20 protein-coding genes are annotated in these 23,226 nt (G+C 71.2%); 9 read left to right on the top strand and 11 right to left on the bottom strand.

All coding sequences use genetic code 11. From position 1 onward, the window contains the following. Positions 1-3 precede the first annotated feature (3 nt). The 5 genes from yidC to ACLJQM_RS35015 all read left to right on the top strand — a co-directional run bounded on the left by yidC (position 4) and on the right by ACLJQM_RS35015 (position 4,983). Entirely contained in the window at positions 4-1,119 is a 1,116-nt protein-coding gene (gene yidC / locus ACLJQM_RS34995) for a membrane protein insertase YidC (RefSeq protein WP_410634643.1), read from the top strand. Between the two features lie 30 nt (positions 1,120-1,149). Continuing rightward, positions 1,150-1,710 (top strand): protein jag, encoded by a 561-nt coding sequence (locus tag ACLJQM_RS35000; protein ID WP_247025430.1) that lies wholly within the window; start codon positions 1,150-1,152, stop codon positions 1,708-1,710. Positions 1,711-2,300: 590 nt separating this feature from the next. Beyond that, entirely contained in the window at positions 2,301-2,984 is a 684-nt protein-coding gene (rsmG, locus tag ACLJQM_RS35005; RefSeq protein WP_247016285.1) for a 16S rRNA (guanine(527)-N(7))-methyltransferase RsmG, read from the top strand. Positions 2,985-3,061: 77 nt separating this feature from the next. Beyond that, positions 3,062-3,988 (top strand): ParA family protein, encoded by a 927-nt coding sequence (locus tag ACLJQM_RS35010; protein ID WP_410634644.1) that lies wholly within the window; start codon positions 3,062-3,064, stop codon positions 3,986-3,988. Continuing rightward, on the top strand, positions 3,985-4,983 hold the full coding sequence (locus ACLJQM_RS35015) for a ParB/RepB/Spo0J family partition protein (RefSeq protein ID WP_247016289.1): 999 nt from the start codon (positions 3,985-3,987) through the stop codon (positions 4,981-4,983). Before ACLJQM_RS35010 ends, ACLJQM_RS35015 begins: the two co-directional genes overlap by 4 nt. 134 nt (positions 4,984-5,117) lie before the next feature. On the opposite strand, the gene ACLJQM_RS35020 is transcribed toward ACLJQM_RS35015, so the two are convergent. Both ACLJQM_RS35020 and ACLJQM_RS35025 read right to left on the bottom strand, forming a co-directional pair. After that, entirely contained in the window at positions 5,118-6,062 is a 945-nt protein-coding gene (locus ACLJQM_RS35020) for a D-alanine--D-alanine ligase (protein WP_247016291.1), read from the bottom strand. 25 nt (positions 6,063-6,087) lie between these two features. After that, entirely contained in the window at positions 6,088-7,407 is a 1,320-nt protein-coding gene (locus tag ACLJQM_RS35025) for a PLP-dependent aminotransferase family protein (protein ID WP_247016293.1), read from the bottom strand. Positions 7,408-7,596: 189 nt separating this feature from the next. Here ACLJQM_RS35025 and ACLJQM_RS35030 point away from each other — a divergent pair, with 189 nt between their 5' ends. After that, the gene (locus ACLJQM_RS35030) at positions 7,597-8,241 is read left to right on the top strand and encodes a GNAT family N-acetyltransferase (protein ID WP_247016295.1); all 645 of its coding nucleotides are present in this window, start codon (positions 7,597-7,599) and stop codon (positions 8,239-8,241) included. A 209-nt stretch (positions 8,242-8,450) separates the two neighbouring features. On the opposite strand, the gene ACLJQM_RS35035 is transcribed toward ACLJQM_RS35030, so the two are convergent. The 7 genes from ACLJQM_RS35035 to murJ form a co-directional block, all read right to left on the bottom strand. Next, the gene (locus ACLJQM_RS35035) at positions 8,451-9,599 is read right to left on the bottom strand and encodes an N-acetylmuramoyl-L-alanine amidase (protein WP_360775404.1); all 1,149 of its coding nucleotides are present in this window, start codon (positions 9,597-9,599) and stop codon (positions 8,451-8,453) included. Positions 9,600-9,871: 272 nt separating this feature from the next. Continuing rightward, positions 9,872-10,195, bottom strand: a complete 324-nt coding sequence (gene trxA, locus ACLJQM_RS35040; protein WP_247016298.1) for a thioredoxin — start codon at positions 10,193-10,195, stop codon at positions 9,872-9,874. A gap of 35 nt (positions 10,196-10,230) precedes the next feature. Continuing rightward, positions 10,231-11,223 (bottom strand): thioredoxin-disulfide reductase, encoded by a 993-nt coding sequence (gene trxB / locus ACLJQM_RS35045; protein WP_410634646.1) that lies wholly within the window; start codon positions 11,221-11,223, stop codon positions 10,231-10,233. Positions 11,224-11,302: 79 nt separating this feature from the next. Beyond that, entirely contained in the window at positions 11,303-12,082 is a 780-nt protein-coding gene (locus ACLJQM_RS35050; protein ID WP_410634647.1) for a hypothetical protein, read from the bottom strand. Beyond that, a complete protein-coding gene (gene sigM / locus ACLJQM_RS35055; RefSeq protein WP_125309327.1) occupies positions 12,079-12,702 on the bottom strand; it encodes an RNA polymerase sigma factor SigM in 624 nt (207 codons plus the stop codon). The genes ACLJQM_RS35050 and sigM overlap by 4 nt, the downstream gene beginning before the upstream one ends. 31 nt (positions 12,703-12,733) lie before the next feature. Further along, positions 12,734-14,323, bottom strand: a complete 1,590-nt coding sequence (locus tag ACLJQM_RS35060; RefSeq protein WP_410634648.1) for a hypothetical protein — start codon at positions 14,321-14,323, stop codon at positions 12,734-12,736. An 80-nt stretch (positions 14,324-14,403) separates the two neighbouring features. Then, positions 14,404-16,209, bottom strand: a complete 1,806-nt coding sequence (gene murJ / locus ACLJQM_RS35065; RefSeq protein WP_247016307.1) for a murein biosynthesis integral membrane protein MurJ — start codon at positions 16,207-16,209, stop codon at positions 14,404-14,406. A gap of 174 nt (positions 16,210-16,383) precedes the next feature. Between murJ and ACLJQM_RS35070 the strand changes: the two genes are divergently transcribed. Continuing rightward, positions 16,384-17,541, top strand: coding sequence for a hypothetical protein (locus ACLJQM_RS35070; protein ID WP_410634651.1), 1,158 nt, complete (start codon positions 16,384-16,386; stop codon positions 17,539-17,541). A gap of 124 nt (positions 17,542-17,665) precedes the next feature. Here ACLJQM_RS35070 and ACLJQM_RS35075 read toward each other — a convergent pair whose 3' ends face one another. Continuing rightward, the gene (locus ACLJQM_RS35075; protein ID WP_410634652.1) at positions 17,666-19,819 is read right to left on the bottom strand and encodes a DUF6049 family protein; all 2,154 of its coding nucleotides are present in this window, start codon (positions 19,817-19,819) and stop codon (positions 17,666-17,668) included. Continuing rightward, complete coding sequence (locus ACLJQM_RS35080; protein ID WP_163046934.1) at positions 19,816-20,358, bottom strand: NUDIX hydrolase; 543 nt, start codon at positions 20,356-20,358, stop codon at positions 19,816-19,818. The genes ACLJQM_RS35075 and ACLJQM_RS35080 overlap by 4 nt, the downstream gene beginning before the upstream one ends. A 101-nt stretch (positions 20,359-20,459) precedes the next feature. Between ACLJQM_RS35080 and ACLJQM_RS35085 the strand changes: the two genes are divergently transcribed. Then, positions 20,460-21,902 carry a CCA tRNA nucleotidyltransferase gene (locus tag ACLJQM_RS35085; protein WP_410634653.1) on the top strand — a complete coding sequence of 481 codons (1,443 nt, stop codon included), beginning with the start codon at positions 20,460-20,462 and terminating at the stop codon, positions 21,900-21,902. A 4-nt stretch (positions 21,903-21,906) separates the two neighbouring features. After that, on the top strand, positions 21,907-23,214 hold the full coding sequence (locus tag ACLJQM_RS35090) for a sensor histidine kinase (protein WP_247016315.1): 1,308 nt from the start codon (positions 21,907-21,909) through the stop codon (positions 23,212-23,214). Positions 23,215-23,226: the final 12 nt, after the last annotated feature.

The raw sequence follows: 23,226 nt of genomic DNA on the forward strand, positions 1-23,226 counted from the left end.
GCAGTGCTCGATTTCATCTACTACCCCGTGTCCTTCATCCTCTGGTGTTGGCACAAGGTCTTCGGGTTCGTCTTCGGCGAATCGACCGCGGTGGCCTGGATCCTCGGCATCATCTTCCTGACGTTCACGGTCCGCGGCATCATGTTCAAGCCGTTCGTGAACCAGGTCCGGTCGATGAAGAAGATGCAGGACTTCGCGCCGGAGATGAAGAAGCTCCAGAAGAAGTACGCGAACGACCGGCAGCGTCAGGCGCAGGAGATGCAGAAGCTCCAGCGCGAGCACGGCGTCAACCCGCTCGGCAGCTGCCTGCCGATGTTGCTCCAGATCCCGGTGTTCATCGGCCTGAACCACGTCCTGCGCGCGTTCACGATGCCGCCGCCCGGTGGCGGGGTGAAGACCGAGAACTACTTCTTCAGCCAGCACGACGTCGAGTCCTACGTCAACGCGAAGCTCTTCGGCGTCAACCTCGGTGAAGCCGTCTACAACGGTGTCGGTGTCGTCAGCGGCGGTGCCACGAACGTCGGCTTCCACTGGAGCGTGCTCCCGGTCGCGCTCCCCCTGATGATCGTCGCGTCGATCGCCACGCACCTCACCGCGCGCCACTCGGTCGCCCGCCAGAACGCCGCGTCGGCCACCTCGCAGACCGCGATCATGAACAAGCTGACGATGTACATCTTCCCGCTCGGTGTGCTCGTCTTCGGTGCGCTGTTCCCGCTCGGCCTCCTCTTCTACTGGCTGGCGAACAACGGCTGGACCCTGATGCAGCAGCGGCTCGTCTACACGAAAATCGACAAGGAAGAGGCGGCCCGCAAGGCGGAGGCCGCGGAGAAGCGCGCGACGCTCGGCCCGAAGCCGGGTCAGAAGCCGGCCGCGCCGAAGGTCGGTCAGAAGCCGGTCCAGCAGAAGAAGAACCAGACCGCTCAGGGCGGCGCCCAGAAGAAGGTCGCGAAGGCGGGCTCGGCCCACGGCTTCGCCCAGACGGCTCCTGCGAGCGATTCCGCGGAGCCGGCCACGACGCCCACGGAGACCAACGGCCAGAACGGCTCGAAGGACAACGGCACCGGCGTGCCGGGCCTTCTCAAAGACTCGACCAGGAAGTCGGGCCGGAAGCGCCGCTGAGGCGCGACCGGTTCGGAGAGGAGACGAATGATGTCGGAGACGATCGAGACGATCGACGCCGATCAGGAAGACGCGACCCCGGAGCCGGCCGCCGACGAGGCGGGCGAGCAGAAGGCGGGCGGCGGTGACGACGTCCTCGTGCAAGAGGGCGACATCGCCGGCGACTACCTCGAGCGCCTGCTCGATCTGCTCGACTACGACGGCGACATCGACTTGGACGTCGAAGCGGGCCGCGCGATCGTCAGCATCGACGGCGGCGAAGACCTCGAGAAGCTCGTCGGCCCCCGCGGCACGGTGCTCGAGGCACTGCAGGAACTGACCCGCCTGGCGGTCCAGCAGGAGACGGGCTCCCGCAGCCGCCTGATGCTGGACATCGCGGGCTGGCGCGCGGACCGCCGCGAGGAGCTCCGCGAGCTCGGCCGCTCGACGGCGGAATCGGTCCTCCAGAGCGGCGAGCGGGTGCGGCTCCAGCCGATGAGCCCGTTCGAGCGCAAGGTGGTCCACGACGCGGTCGCGACGGTCGCCGGCGTCACCAGCGAGAGCGAGGGCGAAGACCCGAAGCGCCGCGTGGTGATCTTCCCGGAGTCCTGAGACCCGGTCTTTCACAAGCGGCCCCACCTCCGGGTGGGGCCGCTTCTTTTTGTGCTGGGTGTGACTGGTGCGCCCGGCGCCAGGCGAGGTACTCCACTTTTCCGAGGACCCGACGATCACCCGCGGCGGATCGCTCGTGGCTCGGCAGCCCCCGGGTGCACGCGATCGAGTACGGCCGGCTCGCGGAGATCAGGTCGTTGGGCGAGCACGCGCACGCGATGGTGGCGACCGAGCAGGTGTCACCCCTGGGACCGCCGGAACCGGTCGGCGAAGAGCGAATTACAGCGGTGATGTTTCACGTGGAACTGGGGCCGTCGGAGTCGAGCCGCCGGCCCGGGAGACGGCGCTTGGTCGCCTCGACGTGGACGGCGTGTCGCGACGAATGCCGAGCGGCAGCGCCGAGAGGGCGGCGCCCCCTGGAACCACCCCCGACTGCAGGTGCCGTGTTTCACGTGGAACCGCCCACAGGGGGACGCCGGGTGAGTGGAGTTGTCCACATCTGCGGTCTGTCGGCTCGTTTTCGCTCCGACATCAGGGACAATCGAACGAGCGCCGTTTCACGTGAAACGCGCGGACGAGGAGTAGACGGAGTGAGCTTGGAGCAGGCCGCGGGGGCGGTGCGGGCCGCGGCGGAGCGGGTGTTCGGTGAGCACCTGGACCGAGCGGCCGGGTACGTCGAACTCCTGGAGCTTCATGGGGTCGAGCGTGGGCTGATCGGGCCGCGGGAGGTCGAGCGGCTTTGGGAGCGGCACGTTCTGAACTCGGCGGTCATCGGTGAGCAGATGGCGAACGGCGCCCGCGTTGTCGATGTCGGTTCGGGTGCGGGGCTTCCGGGTGTACCGCTCGCGATCGCTCGACCGGACCTCGATATCGTCTTGCTTGAACCGATGGCCCGCCGGGTGGACTGGCTGGCCGAGGTCGCCGAGAAGCTGGAACTCCCGATCACCATCGTCCGTGGACGCGCGGAGGAGCGGCCTGTGCGTGAGCAGCTCGGTGGCGCCGACATCGTCACCGCTCGCGCGGTCGCCCCGCTCGCCCGGCTCGCGGACTGGTGTCTCCCGCTGGTCCGTCCCGACGGCTTCCTGGTTGCCCTCAAGGGCGCCAGCGCGGCCGACGAGATCGATCGCGACGGCGCTGCCATCCGCAAGGCCGGCGGGGCCGATCCGCTGATCGTCGAGTGCGGTGCCGCAGTACTAGAGGTCCCCAGCACGGTTGTGAAGATCCGTCGTCTCCCAGCAACGAGCAAGCCGAAGGCGCGGAGCAGGAAGCGTTAACGGGCCGCGATGTTCCACGTGAAACGACGCGACTCGACCACCGACCAGACTTCTACATGGAGGAGGTGTCGAGACCGGTGAATCCCCCGCCGTCCGACTCCACGGAGACCACCCCTGACGTGGGCTGGACCCCGATCGCCGAAGAAGCCGCCCGCGCCGCGCGTCTGCTGCACCCGGAGGAAGGGACGCTCCCGCGTCCCGGCCGCCGTCGGGTGATGACCGTGGCCAACCAGAAGGGCGGTGTCGGCAAGACCACGAGCACCGTCAACCTCGCCGCCGCGCTGGCCGTGCACGGGCTCAAGACGCTCGTCGTCGACCTCGACCCGCAGGGCAACGCGAGCACCGCGCTCGACGTCGACCACCGGTCCGGGACGCCGTCCATCTACGAGGTGCTGATCGGTGAAGTGACGCTCGCGGAGGCCGCCCAGGCGACCGAGCAGTCGCCGAACCTCTTCTGCGTTCCCGCGACGATCGACCTCGCCGGTGCGGAGATCGAGCTCGTCTCGATGGCGTCCCGCGAGTCCCGGCTCAAGGAAGCGATCTCCGCGGAGGTCCTCAACGAGATCGGCGTCGACTACGTCTTGATCGATTGCCCGCCGTCGCTCGGTCTCCTCACGGTCAACGCGATGGTCGCCGCGCAGGAGGTGCTCATCCCGATCCAGTGCGAGTACTACGCGCTCGAAGGTCTCGGGCAGCTGCTGAGCAACATCGAGCTCGTGCAGCAGCACCTCAACCGCGAGCTCCGCGTCTCCACGATCCTCCTCACCATGTACGACGGCCGGACCAAGCTGGCCGACCAGGTGACGAACGAGGTCCGCAACCACTTCGGCGACACCGTGCTGAAGACCGTCATCCCCCGCAGCGTGAAGGTGTCGGAGGCGCCTGGCTACGGCCAGACCGTCCTCGCTTACGATCCCGGTTCGCGGGGTGCGATGAGCTACGTCGACGCGGCCAAGGAGATCGCCGAGCGCGGCGCACAGTTGGAGAGGGGTAGTTCGACATGACCGAGCGCCGAGGAGGGCTGGGGCGCGGCCTCGCCGCCCTGATCCCGACCGGACCCGCCACCGGCGGTCCCCTGCCCACCGCCGGGGACACGGCGGCGGACAAGAAGGCGGCCGAGGACAAGGGCTGGTTCGCGGCCAACGGTCAGGCGAAGCAGCACAGCGGCGAGGTGGCCGGCGCGGTCTACCGCGAGATCCCGGTCGGTTCGGTCAAGCCGAACCCGAAGCAGCCGCGGCAGGTCTTCGACGAAGACGCGCTCGCCGAACTCGAGCACTCGATTCGCGAGTTCGGGCTCATGCAGCCCATCGTGGTCCGCGAGCTCGGGAACGACGAGTACGAGCTCGTCATGGGCGAGCGGCGGCTCCGCGCGTCGCAGCAGGCGGAGCTCGAAGCGATCCCGGCGATCGTCCGGCAGACCGCCGACGAGTCGATGCTGCGCGACGCGCTCCTGGAGAACATCCACCGCGTCCAGCTGAACCCGCTCGAAGAGGCGGCGGCGTACCAGCAGCTGCTCGACGAGTTCGCGGTCACGCACGAAGAGCTGGCGAGCCGGATCGGTCGCAGCCGCCCGGTCATCACCAACACGATCCGGCTCCTCAAGCTCCCCCTGCCGGTCCAGCGTCGGGTCGCCGCGGGCGTCCTGTCCGCCGGGCACGCCCGCGCGCTGCTGTCGCTGGAGGACCCCGAAAGTCAGGAAGAGCTCGCCGCGCGGATCATCGCGGAGGGCATGTCGGTCCGGGCGACCGAGGAAGCCGTCACGCTCAAGAAGAGCGAGAAGCCGGCCAAGCCGAAGCCCGCCGCACGCAAGCCGATCCAGGCGCCGGGACTGCAGGAGCTCGCGAACCGCCTTTCGGATCGCTTCGACACCCGCGTGAAGGTCGACCTCGGCCGGCGCAAGGGGCGGATCACGCTCGAATTCGGGTCGGTCGACGATCTCGAGCGGATCGTCGCGATCATCGATGCGAATGGGGCGAATCAGACACCGAAAACCGATTAGGGATCACCCCAGGGTGTTTCGTCACGGTGATGATTGCTCGACGCAGTCGCGACGACCACATCCAGTGATCATGAGATCGCGACACGAAAAAGGCCGCCACGGAAGCTCCGAGGCGGCCTTTCGCGTGCGAAGGGTCAGCGGGAAATCGCGCGTCCGATCAGTTCGGCGAACACCGTGCCGAGCGACTTGCCCGCGGCTTCGATCGCCATCGGCACCGTCGACGTCTCGGTCAGCCCCGGCGACGGGTTCACTTCCAGGAAGTGCACCGTCCCGTCCGCCGCGACGATCGCGTCGGTGCGCGAGATGTCCCGAAGCCCGAGGACGCGGTGCGCGGCGACGGCGAGTTCGGCCGCCGCCTTGGCCGCGGCGTCGTCGAGGCGGGCCGGGGTGAAGAAGTCGGTCAGGCCGGCCGTGTAGCGGGCCGTGTAGTCGTACACGCCGCTCTCCGGGACGATCTCGACCGCGGGGAGGGCCTCGGGGCCGTCCGCGCCTTCGATGACCGTCACGGCCACCTCGACGCCGTCCACGAACCGCTCGGCGAGCACGGTGTCGCCGTACGCGAAGCAGCCGACCATCGCCGCCGGCAGTTCGGCGGCCTCGCGGACCACCTGGGTGCCGAGTGCCGAGCCGCCCTGGTCGGGCTTGAGGATCAGCGGCAGGCCGAGACGCTCCACCATCGCGTCGAGCACCGCCTGGGCGCCGAGCTCGCGGAACGTGCTGTGCGGCAGCACCACCCAGCCCGGCGTCACGAACCCGGCGTTCTCGATGAGCGCCTTCGCCGTCGGCTTGTCCCACGCGCGGCGGCAGCCCTGGGAGCCGGTGCCGACGAACGGCACGTCCAGCATCTCCAGCACCGTCTGCACCGAGCCGTTCTCGCCCTCACCGCCGTGCAGCGCGACGACGACCGCGTCCGGCCGCTGGGTGCGCAGGCGCTCCAGCAACCCGGCGTCGGTGTCCCACTCCTCGATGCCGAGGCCCTCGGACTTCAGCGCCGCGGAGAGCCGCCGGCCGGACCTCAGCGAGACGTCGCGTTCGTGCGAAAGCCCGCCGGCGAGCACGGCAACGGTACGGTCGACCACCGTGGAAACTCCTTAGCTAAAAGAACTAGACCGTGTCCGGGGACGGGTTCTGCGGCCCCTGGATCTGGCGCGAGCCCACGTTACCGAAGGTGCGGGCCAGGTCCATTTCGGACTCCAGCACCGCGGCCAGCCGCCGGACGCCCTCGCGGATCCGCTCCGGCGTCGGGTAGCAGTAGGACAGCCGCATCTGGCGGCTGCCGAAGCCGTCGGCGTAGAAGCCGGTCCCCGACGCGTACGCCACCCGGGCGGTCACCGCGCGCGGCAGCATCGCCTTCGTGTCGACGCCCTCCGGCACCGTCACCCAGACGTAGAAGCCGCCGTCCGGCTTGGTCCAGGAACAGCCCGGGGGCAGGTGCTGCTCCAGCGCGGACAACATCGCGTCGCGCCGGTCGCGGTAGTTCTCCTGGAACTTCTTGATCTGGCCCTTCCAGTCGTGCGTGGCCAGGTAGCGCGACACGATCATCTGGTTGAACGTCGGCGGGCACAGCGTCGCCGACTCGGCGGCCAGCACGAGCTTCTCGCGCACGGCGTGCGGCGCGAGCACCCAGCCGACGCGCAGGCCGGAGGCGAACGTCTTGGAGAACGAGCCGAGGTACACGACGTTCTCGGGGTCGGCCGAGCGCAGCGCCGGGTAGGTCTGGCCGTCGAAGCCGAGCAACCCGTACGGGTTGTCTTCGACGACCAGCACGCCGTGGTCGCGGCAGATCTCGAGGATCTCCGCGCGGCGCTCGACGGCCAGCGTGACGCCGGCGGGGTTGTGGAAGTTCGGGATCGTGTAGAGGAACTTGACCCGGCGGCCGGCCTTCTCCGTCCGGACGAGCGCTTCGCGCAGCAGCTCCGGCACCAGGCCGTTTTCGTCCATCGCCACGTGCACGACCTGCGCTTGGTACGCGGCGAAGGAGCCCAGCGCGCCGACGTAGGACGGCCCTTCGGCGATCACGACGTCACCGGGGTCGCAGAACAGCCGCGTGACCATGTCCAGGCCCATCTGGGAGCCGACGGTCACGACGACGTCGTCCGGGTGCGCCTTGATGCCCTCCAGGGCCATGATCTCGCAGATCTGCTCGCGCAGCGCCGGGACGCCGTGCGCGGAGCCGTACTGCAGCGCCACGAGGCCGTCTTCGGCGATGATCTCCGCCACCTGTGCCGAGAGCGTGTCGAGCGGGAGCGCGGCCAGGTTCGGCATGCCGCCGGCCAGCGAAACCACCTCGGGCCGGCTGGCGACCGCGAAGAGCGCTCGGATCTCCGAAGCGGTCATCCCGGCGGTCCGGGCGGCGTACCGCTCGAGGTGCGGGTCGAGGTTCTGGCGGCCGCTGTGCGGCTTGCTGGGGCGGTTCTCGGTCATCGACGATTCACCCGTGGCTCGGTTAACAGATCCTGTCGAGTGTAACCGTGCACCCATCCGGGACCCCTGGCCTTTCGGCGCTCGTCACATCGGCCTATCCTCGACCATGGCTCCCGTGTCCGTGCTGTGGTTTTCGCGCGGCTTGACGGCCGGGCAGCCCGTCGGGAGCGCAGGTCAGGGAGGTCGCGGGTGTCGCGTCGCGTCGTGGGCGTCACACTGGACAACCTCGAGCACTTGCCGAAGAGCTGTCGCCGGTGCGTCTACTGGGAGCTCGCTCCCCACCTGAAGAACCAGGCGGAGGAGTTCGGCGCCACCGAGGTCGAAAAGGAAGCCTGGGTCTCGAGCGTGCTGCTCGAGTGGGGTTCCTGCGGCCGCATCGTCTACAGCGACACGCTGCCGGTCGGGTTCGTGCTGTACGCCCCGCCGAACGCCGTCCCGCGCGCGCTGGCCTTCCCGACGTCCCCGCCGAGCGCGGACGCCGTCCTCCTGACGGCCTTCCAGGTCCTCCCCGAGTTCCGCGGTGGCGGCCTCGGCCGGATGCTGGTCCAGGCGGTCGCCAAGGATCTGACCAAGCGCGGTGTCCGCGCGATCGAGGCGTTCGGCGACGCCCGCCCCGACGAGACGGACCCGGACGGCGGCCACAGCTGCGTGCTGCCGGCGGCGTTCCTGCAGAGCGTCGGCTTCAAGACCGTCCGCCCGCACCCCAAGTGGCCGCGCCTGCGCCTGGAGCTGCGCTCGGCGATCACCTGGAAGGAAGACGTCGAGGCGGCGCTGGAGCGCCTGCTCGGCCAGGTGACGATCACCACGGCCGAGCCGAGTCTCGGCCGCGCCTGAGCCACCCCGCAAACGTTTGCGCCTGGGTTTCGTCACGTGCGAAACAGCGTTGTGCACGACTGTGGAAGAAGTGCCGAGTTATCCACAGAGCGCTGATAGGAGCGGTGGAAAAGCTGTGGAGAACTACCCGTGAACCTGGGGACGCAGAGGCTGCGTCCCCAGGTGTGGTGGGGCAGGTGAAGGTGAGCCGCTAGGGGTTGTGGTCGGCCCTACTCGGCCTTCGCGAGCTCGTGCGCCAGGACGTCGGCGAACGTGAACGTTCCCGTCGGCTGGTCGCCCTCGCCGAGCAAGTACAGACGCTTGACGGCGATCAGGATGCCCTCCGCGACGATGTCGCGGAACGCCGGATCGGCCAGCTTGCGGCTGTCGTCCGGGTTCGTCAGGTAGCCGATCTCCACGCGGACCGCCGGGCAGCGGGTGCGGGTGAAGATGTCCCACGACTTGTAGTGCGTGCGGTTGTCCTGCAGGCCCGTGCGGGCCGCGACCTCGCGCTGGATGAAGCCGGCGAGCAGCTCGCCCACCGTCGACGTCGTGCCGTTGCCGGTGCCGAAGTGGAAGCTCGCCACGCCCTGCGCGCGCGGCGACGGGTTCTTGTCGCTGTGCAGCGAGAGGAACAGGTCGGCGCCCGCGTCGTTGGCGAACTTGGCGCGCTCCAGCTCGGTCGGGCTGTGGTTCGGGCCGCGGGAGATCAGCGCCTCCATGCCGGTGGCCTTCATCCGGCCCTCCAGGCGGCGCGCGAGGTCCCACGCGATGTCGGCCTCGCGCAGGTCGCCGGCGACCACACCGAGGTCGTCACCGCCGTGGCCGGGGTCGATCACGATGCGCTTGCCGCGCAGCCGGGGACCGGCCTGGCGCACCAGCTCCTGCTCGCGCAGGAACACGGGGCGGCCGCCGCGGGCGCGCGGCGAGGACAGGCGGTGCAGCTCGCGGATGGTCGCCGGGCCGCACATGCCGTCCGGCGTCAGGCGCATGTCGCGCTGGAACGTCTTGAGCGCGCGCTCGGTCGCCGGGCCGAAGTAGCCGTCGGGACGGCCGGCGTCGAAGCCCAGCTCGGTGAGCCGCTCCTGGAGCGTGAAGACGTCGTCGCCGTGGACCGGCGACGCGATCATGTAGGACAGCGGACGGCTGCCCAGGTGGTAGCTGGCGCCCTTGAGCGCCTGGAACGTGGCTGCACCCACGACGCCGTCGATGATGAGCCCACGGCGCTGCTGGAAAGCACGGACGGCGTGCTCGACGGCGACGTCGAACGTGTCGTAGTCATCGGTACCGGTGACCGGCGGGAGCAGGTCCATCCCGGCCAGGATGGACCTGATCTCGGCGACGTCCGGACCGGCGTCACCGCGGCGGAGTACCCGCATGCACTCCTCGCTCTTCCTAAGGCACCGATTCGGGGGCTCGGTGCGTGGCAGAAAACCTTCGCTGGGACAAGCCCAGGTCCTCTATTGTGCCTTGCGAACTCTCGGTGACAGCGCAGGCCCGGTAGGTGCGTCAAGAACCCGTTCGTGGTGAACCTCTAGTGGCCCTCGTCACGCTCGATTCGCCCACGGCGGTGAGATTCCCCCGAACGACGAAGACCCGGGGCCCACAGGAGTATTCCCGCAGGCCCCGGGTCCGCCGGGGGCGTCTTCGCTCAGAGGACGTCGGCGAGGTCCGACAGCAGCGCGGCCTTCGGCTTGGCGCCGACGATCTGCTTCACCGGCTTGCCGCCCTGGAACAGGATCAGCGTCGGGATGGACATCACCTGGTAGTCACGCGGCGTGTTCGGGTTCTCGTCGATGTCGATCTTCGCGATGGTCAGCTTCTCGCCGTTTTCCGCCGCGATCTCCTCGAGCACCGGGGCGACCATCTTGCACGGGCCGCACCAGGTGGCCCAGAAGTCGACGAGAACCGGCTTTTCGCTGGTCAGGACCTCGTCGACGAACGTCGCGTCGGTCACCTTCACGGTGTTGGTCATGTTTGCTCCTTCAGGGATGGGTGAACGCCGGAAAGTCAGTTGGTGCCCGCGCCGTAGCCGCCGCCGACGAGCTCGGCCGCCTCGTGCGCGTCCGCTTCGCCGTGCTCCGCGAGCCATCGTTCCGCGTCGATCGCCGCGCTGCACCCGGAGCCCGAGGCGGTGATCGCCTGCCGGTAGGTGCGGTCCACCAGGTCGCCGGCCGCGAAGACGCCGTCGAGGTTGGTGTAGGAGGAGCGGCCCTGGGTGATGACGTAGCCGTCCTCGTCCAGGTCGACCTGGCCCTTCACCAGCTGGCTGCGGGGGTCGTGGCCGATCGCGACGAAGAAGCCCGAGACGTCCAGCGTCGACTCGCTGCCGTCCTTGGTGTCCTTCAGCCGCAGGCCTTCGACCTTGCCGTCGCCGAGCACGCCGGTGATCTGCGAGTTCAGCTTCCACTTGATCTTCTCGTTCGCGCGGGCGCGCTCGAGCATGATCTTGGACGCGCGGAACTCTTCGCGCCGGTGGACGAGGGTGACGGACTTCGCGAACTTCGTCAGGAAGGTCGCCTCCTCCATCGCCGAGTCGCCACCGCCGGCGACCACGATGTCGTGGTCCCGGAAGAAGAAACCGTCACAGGTCGCACAGGCCGACACACCGCGGCCGAGCAGCTCCTGCTCGCCCGGCACGTTCAGGTACCGCGCCGCCGCGCCCATGGCGAGGATGACCGCGCGGGCGGCGTAGCGCTTGCCGTTCGCGTGGACGTACTTCACGTCCCCGGTCAGCTCCAGCGACTCGACGTCCTCCGCGCGCAGCTCGGCGCCGAAGCGCTCCGCCTGCTTGCGCATCTCCTCCATCAGGTCCGGCCCCATGATGCCGTCGCGGAACCCGGGGAAGTTCTCGACCTCGGTCGTCGTCATCAGCGCGCCGCCGAACTGCGTGCCCTCGAACACCAGCGGTTCCAGCTGGGCCCGTGCCGCATAAACGGCAGCGGTGTATCCGGCAGGACCCGACCCGACGATGATCAGGTTCCTGATTTCCTCGGCAGCCACCCGTGACCTCCGCTCGTAGTGACCCGTGTACCAGGCTCAACACGATGGTAGGTGGCCATGTTCCCAGCCGTGACAGCCGCTACTTCTCCCCAACGACCTTGTCGAACAACACAGCCGGATCACCCGGCCCGCAGTCGGCGCCGAAGGCGACCAGGCGGAACTGGGCGAGCTTGCCGGTGGTCAGGATGATCATCACCCCGGCCTTGCCGCCGACGTTCACCGGGCGGATGCCTTCCGGGCGCACCTTGGGGTCGAGACCGGCGGCCGCGACGCAGGCGTCCAGCTTGTCCTCGTTCTGCAGCGGGCCGAAGTCGCGGACGCCGATCGCCTTGCCGACCAGGGCCTGCGCCCCGGCGCCGTCGCTGCCCACCGACGGGCCCGAAGGCGCCGGCGCGGCGACGTTCGGGGTGCCGGTCTGCTGCGACGTGCCCGGGAGGGCGACCGTCACGGCGACGACCGCCGCCGCGGCCGCGGTCAGCACCCCCGCGGCCCAGCCGAGCCGCTTGTTCCGCCGCCGCCGGGCCGCCGCGAGGTCCACCACCTGGGCGTCCCGCGGTGCCGGAGCTGCCGGCGAGGTCTCACGAAAGTGGGCGGCTGCTTCGGCGGCCAGCGCCGCGTCCAGCCGCGCCGCGAACTCCGCGGGCATCGGCGGGGCCGGCGCGTCGGCGAGCGCCGCCAGGTCGGCCTGGGTGGCGTCGAGGGCCTCCAGGATCGCCCGGGCTTCCGGATCCGCGCCGACCAGCGGCCACAACTCGGCCGCCTGAGCTTCGTCCAGCACCCCGGCGTGGAGGTCGGCGAGCACGTCGACAGACCAGGGCGGACCGACGGTCCCCCCGATCCCCCGGCTTTCGTCCGTCATCGTCCCTCCCCGCTACCCGGCTGACGCCCGGCCCGTTTGCTTTCGTGAGTTGGGACGTTCGCAATCGCATCGGGGTTCCGCAGGTGCCCGAGAACCTTCGCGAGTTTTCCGCGGCCCCGCGCGCACCGGCTCTTCACGGTGCCTTCGGCGATGCCCAGCAGCTTCGCCGTCTCGGCGACGGAGTAGCCCTCGACGTCGACGAGCACGATCGGGGCGCGCTGGTCTTCGGGCAGCTGCTCGAGGGCCTCGCGCACGAGCAGGCTGGTCTCCCGCTCGGCCATCGAGTCCCGCGGCGACGCCGGCTCGTTGAACCCTGTCTCCGGCAGCGGCACGGTCGGACGCGCCTGGCGGCGGCGGATCCGGTCGAGGCAGGCGTTCACCACGATCCGGTGCAGCCACGTCGTGACCTGCGACTCCGCGCGGAACTTGTCGGCGGCCCGGAACGCCGAGATGAACGCGTCCTGCAACGCGTCGGCGGCTTCTTCGGGGTCGCGGACCGTGCGCAGGGCGACGGCCCACATGCGGTCCCGGTGGCGCTGGACGAGTTCGCTGAACGCATGGGGGTCCCCCGCGGCGTGAGCCGCTATCAGATCCGCATCCGTGGGAGCTGCAGCTGTCACCCGGGAGAGCCTACTGACCCTGTCGGGTGGGTCACCCCGCAGGCAGGAAGGTCAGGTCCGCGATTTCGGTCTGGAACTCCTCGTCGGCGCCACCCAGCTGAGTGATCCAGACGATGAAGTACTCACCCTGGGTCGGCTGGGCCAGCGGAATCGTGGTGTCGCCGTCCTTCAGGTCGCCGTTGCCGACCACCTTCGTGTCGGCCAGATCGGGGTTCTTCTCGGTCGCCGAGCGGATCTCGACCTTGGTGCCCGCGGTGCCGCCGGACACCTGCACCTGGCTGAGGGTGATCGGGTCCTTGAAGGTGACGACCAGCCCGACACCCGGCTTCACAGCGGGGAACTGCTGCTTGTACTGCTCGGTCCGCCACTGCGTATCGGCCTTGCCGTCGATCGCGTACTTCGCCCGCGCGGTGTTGTCGCCCTTGCCCTCGGGGTTGTAGACGGCCACGGCCTGCGGCTTCACCGCGGCGCCGACGGTGGGTGACGGCGGCGGGGCCGGCTGGCTCGGCGCGGGCGGCTGCCCGGCGGGCTGGCTCGACGCCGGCGGCGCGGCGACGTTGATCGTCGGTCCGCTCGCCTTCGAGTCGCCCTGGAAGACGTTGATCAGCATCAGCCCGCCCCAGGCGAGGATGACGACGGTCGCGACCACCAGCACGGTGACGCCGAGCGCGAGCTTGCGCCGCCGGGCGACGTCCTTGACCGGCTTCTTCGTGGTCCAGACGGTGCCTTCGCCTTCGGCCGGGTCACCGCCGACGGCCTTGATCAGCTGGGTGCGCTCTTCCTCCTCGGCCACCTGGTCGAGCATCCGGAGGATGGCCGCGCTGGTGCGGATGCCGCCGTTGCCGCCGTCCTCGATGGTGCGGACGGCCAGCGACGACAGGTCCGCCGGGACCGTCGGCACGAGCTGGCGGGGCGGGATGATCCGGTTTTGCGGCGAAAGCGGTGCCGGCGGGATCGCGGGCGGGCCGCCGGGCAGCGCCCAGCGCCCGGTCAGCAGCAGGTACAGGACCGCGCCGAGCGCCTTGACGTCGTCGCGCAACGTGGCTTCCGGCAGCGGGCCGGGGAACGCGAGCTTCAGCGCGCCGTTCGGCGTCAGGCGGAGGCGCTGCGGGTGGTCGAGCCCGAGGACGAGCCCGTTCTGGTGCGCCTGCTCGACGGCTTCGGCCAGCGCCTGCACCATCCGCGCGGCCGCGGCGGGCGCCACCGGCCGCTGCGCGACGAGGTCGACCAGGTCGCTGCCCTTGGTCCACTCCGCGACGACGACGCCGAGCAGGCCTTCGCTCGAGGTGATGCCGCTGCCGAGCGCGAGCACGTCCAGCACGCGGGCGACGCCGCCGTGGCCGAACTTGGACGCGTGGGTGGCGCGTTCGAGGGTGCGCCGGGCCAGCCGGGCGGCCTCGGGATCGACCGGGTCACCGACCAGCAGGGTCAGCGCGACGTCCCGCTTCAGCTGCCCGTCGCGCGCACGCCAAAGGTGCGCGTCACCCCGCTCGTCCACGCCGAACTGCGCGAGGAGGCGGTAGCGGCCGTCGCCGACCACGCGCCCGGGGGCCAGCGATCCGACCTGGGCCTTGCCCACGTGGTTCGCACCCCCCGCCTGTTCGCTCCGCCTCGTGTCCACCCGCACTCTCTCCCGTTAGCTCCCCCGCCAAGGTTACCCAGAATACGACGCGGGAGTCGTCGCCATCCGTACCGGAATCGTTACCCGCGCTTGATCAACCGGGTGAACCTCGAAGTGGCCGGCCTCAGCTCCTCCACCTTCAGCGCCATGAGCACGCCGAACGAGACCACGATGCCCACCACGCTCTGGAGCAGGAGTTTCGCCCAGGCCCCGAAAGTAGGCCCGAAAGAGTCCGGTACCAGCTTGCCCGCGACCCACGCCGCGGCGACACCGAGCACGCTCGCCACCACCGTGAAGAGGATCACGCCGATCACCCGCTTGCTCCGCAAGTTGCCCAGCGTCACCCAGAGCCACACCTGACCGAGGATCGCACCGACCACGAACGTCAGCGCGTTGACCATCATCACGCCGAGCACGACGTTGTCCGGCGACAGCAGCACCGGGCACAGGTACAGCAGCGGCACCTTGACCAGCGTCATCACGATCATGATCAGCGTCGGCGTGCGGGCGTCCTTCATCGCGTAGAAGACGCGCATCTGCAGCATGACCAGCGCGTACGGCAAGAGGGCGAACGCCGAGATGGCCAGCGCGTCGCCGAGCCGCTCGGCGGTCTCCACCGTGCCCTTGCCGAAGGTGAACAGCGCGATGCCGATCGAGCCGCCGACCACGGTCATCACCGCGGAGATCGGGACGAGCATCACCGTCGAGATCCGCGACGCGTACGAGAGGTCGCCGATGAGCTTCTTGTGGTCGCCGTCCGCGGCCGCGCGGCTCATCCGCGGCATGATCGCCGTCAGCAGCGAGACGCCGATGACGCCGTACGGCAGCTGGAAGAGCAGCCAGGCGTTGCTGTAGGCCGTCACACCGCCGGGCGAGCCGCTGGTCAGCACGCGCGTGTTGATCGTGTAGCCGATCTGGCTGACCGCGACGTAGCCGAGGATCCAGAGGGCGAGGCCGCCGAACTCCTTCATCTGCTTGTCGATGCCCCAGCGCCACTTGAACCGGAAGCCGGACCGCAGCAGCGGCGGCACCAGCAGCAGCGCCTGCGCGACGATGCCGCCGGTCACGCCGATGCCGAGCGTCAGCACCTTGGGGTCGGTGATCGACGGGTTCGCGGTGTCGATGTCGCCCGGCATGATCCAGACGACCAGGATCGTGAAGATGACGACCAGGTTGTTGATCACCGGTGCCCACGCCGTCGGCCCGAAGACCTGCTTGGCGTTCAGCACCGCCGAGAGCAGCGCGAAGACGCCGTAGAAGAAGATCTCCGGCAGCAGCAGGTAGGCGAACGCCGTGGTCAGACCGGAGCTGGCCTTGCCGGAACCGTCGACGTACAGGCTCGTGAACGCCGGCGCCGCGAACACCGCGACCACCGTGCCGACCAGCAGCAGCGTGAACGCCACGGTGATCAGGCGCTGGGTGTAGGCGCGGCCGCCGTCGGGCTCGTCCTGCGCCCGCACCAGCAGCGGCACCACCACGCTGGCGAGGACGCCACCCATCAGCAGCTCGAAGATGATGTTCGGCATCGTGTTGGCGACGTTGAACGAGTCGTTCGCGATGCCCTGGCCGATCGCGCCGACCAGCAGCAGCTTCCACAGGAAGCCGGTGATCCGGCTGATCAGCGACGCGATCGCCATCCGGCCGGACGCCTTCGCCAGCGACGGCGCCTTGGCCGGTGCCTCCGGTGCGTCCTCGCCCGGCTTCGGCTTGACGAGCGGCGTCTTGAGCGCCGGCATGACCTGGGTGGCCAGCGCGTCGTACGGCCGCATGACGTCGGGGTCGGCGACCGGCCAGCGCGAGTTCATCGGGACGCCGGCGGTGCGCGGGATGAACCGCGTGGCCTCCGGGTCGGGCGGGCGCTGGGCCTCCTCCTGCCACGGCCGCACCGGCGCCGGACGACGGGTGCCGCGGCCGCGAGGCGGTACGGGCGTGCCGGGCGGCGGGGTGCCCGGGGCCGCCGGGATGCCGGGTGGCGGGGTCGACGGCGGGCTGGGCTGCGGGAGCCGTCCCTGCTGCGCGCCGGGGCCACCTTGCGGCGGCGCGGCCGGCGGGCCGCCTGCTTGGGAGGTGACCGGCTGGGCGCCGCTCAGGGGCTGGCCGGGCAGGGGGACGCCGCTCGGCTGGGGGCCGCCCTGCTGGGGGCTGCCTTGCGGTCCGCCTGGCTGAGCGCCGCCTGGGGGGCCGCCCGGCTGACCGACGCCTGGCTGGGGACCGCCTTGCTGGGGTGCCGCCGGTGGGGCGCCGCCGGGTTGCGGGCCACCCGGCGGCGGACCGCCTGGGTGGGGGCCGCCCGGTTGTGTGATGACGGGTTGGGCGCCGCTCAGGGGCTGGCCCGGCAGCGGTACGCCGCTCGGTTGCGGGCCCGGCTGGGCACCGCCCGGAGGCAGGCCACCCGGCTGAGCGCCGCTCGGCGGCTGACCAGGAGGCGGTCCGCCGGGAAGCGGCGGAAGCGGCGGCACGGGCTGGACCCGCGTCGGCGCGGGTCCGCCCCGCGGCGGTTGTCCCCCACGCGGCGGGGGCTGCTGGGGCGGCGGGACGCGGCGGGGCGGCCGGTCCTCGCGAAGGGCACGGTCCCCTTGTGGAGCCCGGTCGTCGCGAGGGCCGCGATCGGCCTGGGTTGCTCGGTCCTCGCGAAGGGCGCGGTCTCCTTGTGGAGCCCGGTCGTCGCGGGGGCCGCGGTCGGCGTGGGGTGCCCGGTCGTCGCGAAGGGCGCGGTCGCCCTGGGGTGCTCGGTCCTCACGAAGGGCGCGGTCGCCCTGCGGAGCCCGGTCGTCCCGGCGGCCGCGGTCGGCCTGGGGTGCCCGGTCGTCGCGGGGGCCGCGGTCGCCGTGCGGACCTCGGTCGTCGCGGAAGGCGCGGTCGCCGTGGGGGCCGCGGTCGTCCGCGGGCCAGTCCTCGCGGGGGCGGTCGCGGCGGGGCGCGCGGGGCGGGGCCTCTTCGCGACCCGGCCGGGCGGCCCGCCGGGGACGGTCGTCGCCGGGCACCCGGTCGCCGCGGGGCTGCTCGCGGCGGGGCTGGCCGGCGCGGGGTGGGGCGTCGTCCGGGGGCGGCATCTGGCGGGTTTGGCCGTTGCGGGGCGGCTGCCTGCGGCCGCGCTCCGGGGGTGGTGGAGGCGGCTGCTGCCGGCGGGGCGGTTGCGACGCGCGCGGGGGTCCGTCGCCCCGTTGCGGGGGCGGAGCGGCTTCGCGCCGAGGACGACTCGCACGCTCGGGTGGTAAGCCCGGGTCTCTCTCCAACGCGTGCCCAATCCTCGGTGCTCTACTCCGGTGCCGCGGCCGGGTGCCGCGCACGTGCGGACCAAGGGTAATCGGGAACCGCGCGGAACACGCGAAGGCCGAGGGATCAGTCCACTACATCGCGTCCCGCGCGGGCGTCCTTCACCCGCCGGTAGATGCGCCGCGAGGCGAGCAGAAGCAGGGCCACACCTGCGGCGACGGTCGCGATGATGGTGATCGCGCCGTACTCCGTGGACGTCAGCTCGAAGCGCGCGGATGACCCGAGCGGGGTACCGGTCGGGGTGCTCAACGACACATCGACGCTGAACCGGCCGGCCCGCAGCGCCTCCACCGGGAGCAGGTACTGCCGTCCGCCGCCCGCCGGGAAGGACACCTCCTTGCGGTCGTCCGTGCGCAATCCGGTGTTGTTGCTCAAGGTGAACCGCGCGTTGATGCCCACCGGCAGGTCGTTCACCACGTACACCGGCAGCGGGGAGTTGCCCGACGCCAGCGCGATGGTCTGCCGCGGCTGCTGGACGCTCACCCGGTCGCTGATCGCCGCGATCTCCGCCTGGGCGTTCGCGGTCGCCGCGTCGGCGGGCAGGCCGCGCCACGCCGTCGAGGCGCCGCGGAGCTCGGCCAGCCGGACCGGGGCGACGACGTCGTCCGGCTTCACCCGTTTGGTCGGGTCGAGCTGCATCGAGGACGCCATGCCGGTGGCCTGGCCGTCGACGGCCGAGAGCGTCGCGGCGACCTGGGGGTCGACCGCCGCGTTCGGGTCCTGGCCGCCGTCGCCGACCGCGCCGGAGGCGGCCGGGTCGGCCGAGAGCAGCGACGGGAGGGCGATCGGGGTGACCACGCCGGCGGTGATGAAGCCGGCGACCTGCTCGAGGTACGCGGTGAGCTCGGCGACCGGCGCGTCCCAGCGCCGCGGCGGGGCGACCAGCAGGTGGTCGGGCCGCTCCTGGCCGGCCGGCTGGCCGAGACCGGCCCGGAACGCGAGGGCGCCGAGGCCGTTCTGGCTCGAAATCGCCCGCTCGGTGTTCACCGGCGAGGTGACCGAGTCGGGCACGGTCGGCACGCCCGTCATGGCGGCCGAGACCAGCGAGTCGGTCGGCTGCGCGCGTACGGCGCTGCCCTGCACGGTGACACCGCCGCCGGCCGCGGTGGGGGCCAGCTTGGCGGCGTCGGTCAGCACCGTGCGGACGCCGGCCTGCGACAACGCCGTGAGCACCGCTTCGCTCGGCGTGCCGCCCGGCCAGAGCACCCCGGTCTGCGGCGTGACGCCGGCCAGCTGCTGGATCGCGGCCGCGCCCGACACCGCGCCGGTGACCAGCGTGGCGTCGCCCGGGCGGATCTTGGCGACGGTCTCGAGGTCGGCGTCGGCGAAGGGCAGAGTCACGACGCACCGGCCGGTCAGCAGCGTCTTGAGCGCGGCGAGCCACGCCTTCGCGGCCTCGGTGCCCTTGCCGTCGACGTTCCCGCCGTCGGTGTGCACCTGGTAGCCGCGGCTCATCGTGTCGATGGTGGTCAGCAGGTCCGGGTCGAGGGCGAAGCACATCGACTTCGCGAGGTTCGAGCTGCCGCGCACGGCCGTGGTCGCGGCGCCGACCAGCGCGTTCAGCCGGCCGTCGCCGCTGATCTCGGCGGCGAGGCGGTCGTCGCGCAGCACCAGCGGCTGGCCGTACGGGGCCGCGTACACCTGCGGGACGCTGCTGGTCAGCGGCCAGAGCATGGTCATGCTCGGCGCGCCGGCGCGACTGCTCGACTGCTTGCCGGGCCCGGTGAGCACCGGCATCAGCATGCTGACCGCGCCGAGCCGGGCGGGCCCGCCGAACTCCGGCGTGCCGTTCACGTTCACCAGCAGCGGGTAGACGCCGGGCCGGCTGAACCGCTCCGCGCGGGGGCCGGTCAGATTCACCGTGATGTTCAGCGGCGCGCTCTGCCCCGGGTCCAGCGCGTCCGCGACGGGGGCGAAGTCGGTCAGCGGGCTGTCCTTGAGGACGGCGCCGGAGAGCACGTCGTTGACCCCGCGCGAGGTCGTGACCCGGTCACCGACCTGCAGGCGGACCTGCGGCCGGGTGACCTTCCGGTCGCCGGTGTTGGTCACCGTGCCCGCGACGGTCAGCGTCGTGGTCGACCCGGTGATCACGCGCGGGGCGAGCTCGTTCAGGTCGACGCGCAGGCGGGCACCTTCCTCCGCCTGGGCCACCGAGGCGCCGGCGAGGGCGGGGACGGCCAGGAAGAGGACGGAAAGGAAGGCTGCGGCGAACCGCTTCACTCGGGGGCTCCCTCAGGGGCGTGCTCGTCTCGTCCGTGGACGTCCGGGCGCGCGAAAAGTTCCTTGGCCTTCCGGACGAGCTTGCGCTCGTCGGAGTAGGCGAGTTTGGTCTCCAGCTCGGCCAGCGGGACCCAGGCCACCTCGGTGACCTCGACGTCCTCGTCGGACAGCTCACCGCCCAGCGCCTCGAGCAGGAAGTGGTGGACGGTCTTGTGGATGCGCCGCCGCTCGGCCACGAACCAGTAGTCGATGGTGCCCAGCGGACGCATGACGCGCGCGGAGATGCCGGTTTCCTCCTTCACCTCGCGCACGGCCGTCTGTTCCACCGTCTCACCGTCCTCGATGTGGCCCTTGGGCAGCGACCACAGCAGTCTGCCGTGCCGGTCGAGCCGGCCGATCAGCACCGCCTGTTCGCGCGCCGCGTCCACCACGAGGCCACCGGCCGACGTCTCGTCGACCGTGGTCAGGCGCCTGCCGCGCTGACGCCTGCGCCGCCTGCGCGGCTTCGAGGCGCCGGGTCGGCCGGCTGATCCAGACATGCTGCGATGCTAGAGCAAACGGTTGCCCCGGTAGGCTGGCTCTCCGTGTCCGTGTCCGGCGGTGCTCGGAGCAAGCGCACCTGGAACGTAGTGGGATTTTCGTGAACGACGTGGTCGTCAAGCAGAACGCGGTGGTGGAGCTGATGCGGGTCTCCCCCCTGGCCGAGGAACTGGCGGAGAGGTTCGCCAGTGCGGGCCACCGCCTCTACCTGGTCGGCGGCAGCGTGCGGGACGCGCTGCTGGACCGGCCGTCCGGCGATCTCGACTTCACCACCGACGCGCGCCCCGACCGGGTGCTGAAGATCGTCAGCGGCTGGGGCGACGCCGTCTGGGACGTCGGGATCGCGTTCGGCACGATCGGCGTGACCAAGAAGGGCATGCAGCTCGAGATCACGACGTTCCGCGCGGACAGCTACGACCGCGTCGGCCGCAACCCCGAGGTCACCTTCGGCGACAGCATCGAGGGCGACCTGCTCCGCCGCGACTTCACGGTCAACGCGATGGCCGTCGAGCTGGCGTCGGGCACGTTCATCGACCCGCACGACGGGCTGAGCGCGCTGCGGGAGCAGGTCCTCGACACGCCGGCGACGCCGCAGGAGTCGTTCGCCGACGACCCGCTGCGGATGCTGCGGGCCGCCCGGTTCGCCGCGCAGCTGGGCTTCACCGCCGCGCCGCGGGTGGTCGACGCGATGACGTCGATGGCGGGCGAGATCGACCGGATCACCGCCGAGCGCGTGCAGGCCGAGCTGTCGAAGCTGCTGCTGGCCGCCGACCCGCGGCCGGGCCTGGAGCTGCTGGTCGGCACCGGGCTGGCCGACCGGGTGCTGCCCGAGGTGCCCGGGATGCGGCTGGCCATCGACGAGCACCACCAGCACAAGGACGTCTACCAGCACTCGCTGACCGTGCTCGCGCAGGCGATCGAGCTGGAGACTTCGCACGAGCCGGCGTCCGGACCCGATCTGATCCTGCGGCTGGCGGCGCTGCTGCACGACGCCGGGAAGCCGGCGACGCGGGAGTTCCAGCCGGGCGGCGGCGTGAGCTTCCACCACCACGAGGTGGTCGGCGCGCGGATGGCCCGCAAACGTTTGCGGGCGCTGAAGTTCTCCAAGGAGATCGTCGATGACGTCTCCCAGCTCGTGTTCCTCCACCTGCGGTTCCACGGCTACGGCAAGGGCGAGTGGACGGATTCGGCGGTCCGCCGGTACGTCACCGACGCCGGTCCGCTGCTGACCCGGCTGCACAAGCTGGTCCGCGCCGACTGCACCACGCGCAACCGCCGGAAGGCGGCCGCGCTGCAGGCGACCTACGACGACCTCGAGGCCCGCATCACGGCGTTGAAGGCCAAGGAGGACCTCGACCGGGTCCGCCCGGACCTCAACGGCGAGCAGATCATGGAACTGCTCGGCATCAAGCCGGGACCGGACGTCGGGAAGGCGTGGAAGTTCCTGAAGGACCTGCGCCTGGACCGCGGGCCGCTGGACCACGACGACGCCGTGGCCGAGCTGAAGCAGTGGGCCGCGGAAAACGGCGTCGGGAACGGCTGAGCCGGTGACGGGCGGGGGCAGCTTCCTGGTGGCGCTGATGCGCCGCGGCGCCCCCGCGATCGCCACCGCCACGAGCGAGCTGCCCGACGAGATCGCCGACCCGGCCCCGATGCACGCGCTCCGGCGCATCTCGCGGATGAACGGCCCGATCGACCCGAGCGAGCGCGACGGCCTGCTGCTGCGCGCCACCCGGTACGTCGTGCTCATCCCGCTGGCCTACCGGCTGCTCGCGGTGCCCGGCCAGTTCGGCGTGTACACCGTCAAGCACGGCACGACCGGGCTGCTGCCGGTCGGCGTCTTCACGCTGCTCTCGGTCGCGCTGAACGTGATCGGCCTGCGCTGGATGTTCCGCTCGGCGCCGTTCCGCGGCCGGGACGCCGGGAAGCTGCTCGCCGTCGACCTGCTCTTTTCCGTGCTCTCGCCGCTCGTCCTCGCGCTGACCGTGCCGGCGGTGGCCTACTTCGACGCGCTGGCGGTCAGCAGCGTCCACCTCTTCGGCGAGGCCGGGCTGCTCACGCTCGCGCTGGGCGTCCCGAGCGGGCTGGTGTTCGGCCTGGCGAGCTTCCCGCTGCGGATGCTCGCGAACTGGCTCAACACCGGCCGGTTCCAGGTGGACGCCGCGTTCTCGACGTACTCCGTGCTGCTCGCGGAGCTGTTCCTGGCCACCGCCGCCCTGCTGCTGACCGGCCTCGGCACCCGGCTGGCGCTGGCCTACGGCACCCGCAACGGACGCCTCGCCGAGCGCGCCCAGCAGCACCGGATGCTGCACGACACCGTGCTGCAGACGCTCGAGGCGATGGCGCTGTCCGGCACCGCCAACCCCGAGGAACGGCTGGTCGAGATCCAGCGGCTGGCCCGGGCGCAGGCGATGGAGATCCGGCACACGATCGAGTCGGCGAAGTCCGAGCGGGCCGAGGCGGGCGCCCGGCCGCTGGGCGAGAAGCTCGCCGCGCTCGCCGCCGAGATGGCGCGCGACGGCCTGCGCGCCCAGCTCGTGGTGGCGGAGCTGGACGACGACACGCTGTCGGAGGTCCGGCAGATCGCCATCCGCGACGCCGTGCGCGAGGCCCTGCGGAACACGATGAAGCACTCCGGCACCGACCGGGTGGTGGTCCGGGTCGAGGAGCGCGACGGCGGGATCGCGGTGATCACCCGCGACCACGGCAGCGGCTTCAGCGCGGCCGACCACCCGGCCGGCTTCGGCATCAGCGAGTCCATCACCGCGCGGCTGGCCGAGGTCGGCGGGACGTCGCTGGTCGAATCCGGACTGCCCGGCGGGGGCACTCGGGTGACGCTTTGGGTCCCCTTCTGATATCTCCTGAAC

It is taken from the genome of Amycolatopsis sp. cmx-4-83 (assembly GCF_046548815.1).
In the GTDB taxonomy this organism is placed as follows: Bacteria; Actinomycetota; Actinomycetes; order Mycobacteriales; family Pseudonocardiaceae; genus Amycolatopsis; species Amycolatopsis pretoriensis_A.

Excerpts from the sequence above, each read along its gene's own strand:
- ACLJQM_RS35000 (WP_247025430.1), top strand. The coding sequence starts at position 1,150 with ATGTCGGAGACGATCGAGACGATCGACGCCGATCAGGAAGACGCGACC.
- ACLJQM_RS35015 (WP_247016289.1), top strand. The coding sequence starts at position 3,985 with ATGACCGAGCGCCGAGGAGGGCTGGGGCGCGGCCTCGCCGCCCTGATC.
- ACLJQM_RS35025 (WP_247016293.1), bottom strand. The coding sequence starts at position 7,407 with ATGACCGAGAACCGCCCCAGCAAGCCGCACAGCGGCCGCCAGAACCTC.
- ACLJQM_RS35035 (WP_360775404.1), bottom strand. The coding sequence starts at position 9,599 with ATGCGGGTACTCCGCCGCGGTGACGCCGGTCCGGACGTCGCCGAGATC.
- trxA (WP_247016298.1), bottom strand. The coding sequence starts at position 10,195 with ATGACCAACACCGTGAAGGTGACCGACGCGACGTTCGTCGACGAGGTC.
- ACLJQM_RS35050 (WP_410634647.1), bottom strand. The coding sequence starts at position 12,082 with ATGACGGACGAAAGCCGGGGGATCGGGGGGACCGTCGGTCCGCCCTGG.
- ACLJQM_RS35080 (WP_163046934.1), bottom strand. The coding sequence starts at position 20,358 with ATGTCTGGATCAGCCGGCCGACCCGGCGCCTCGAAGCCGCGCAGGCGG.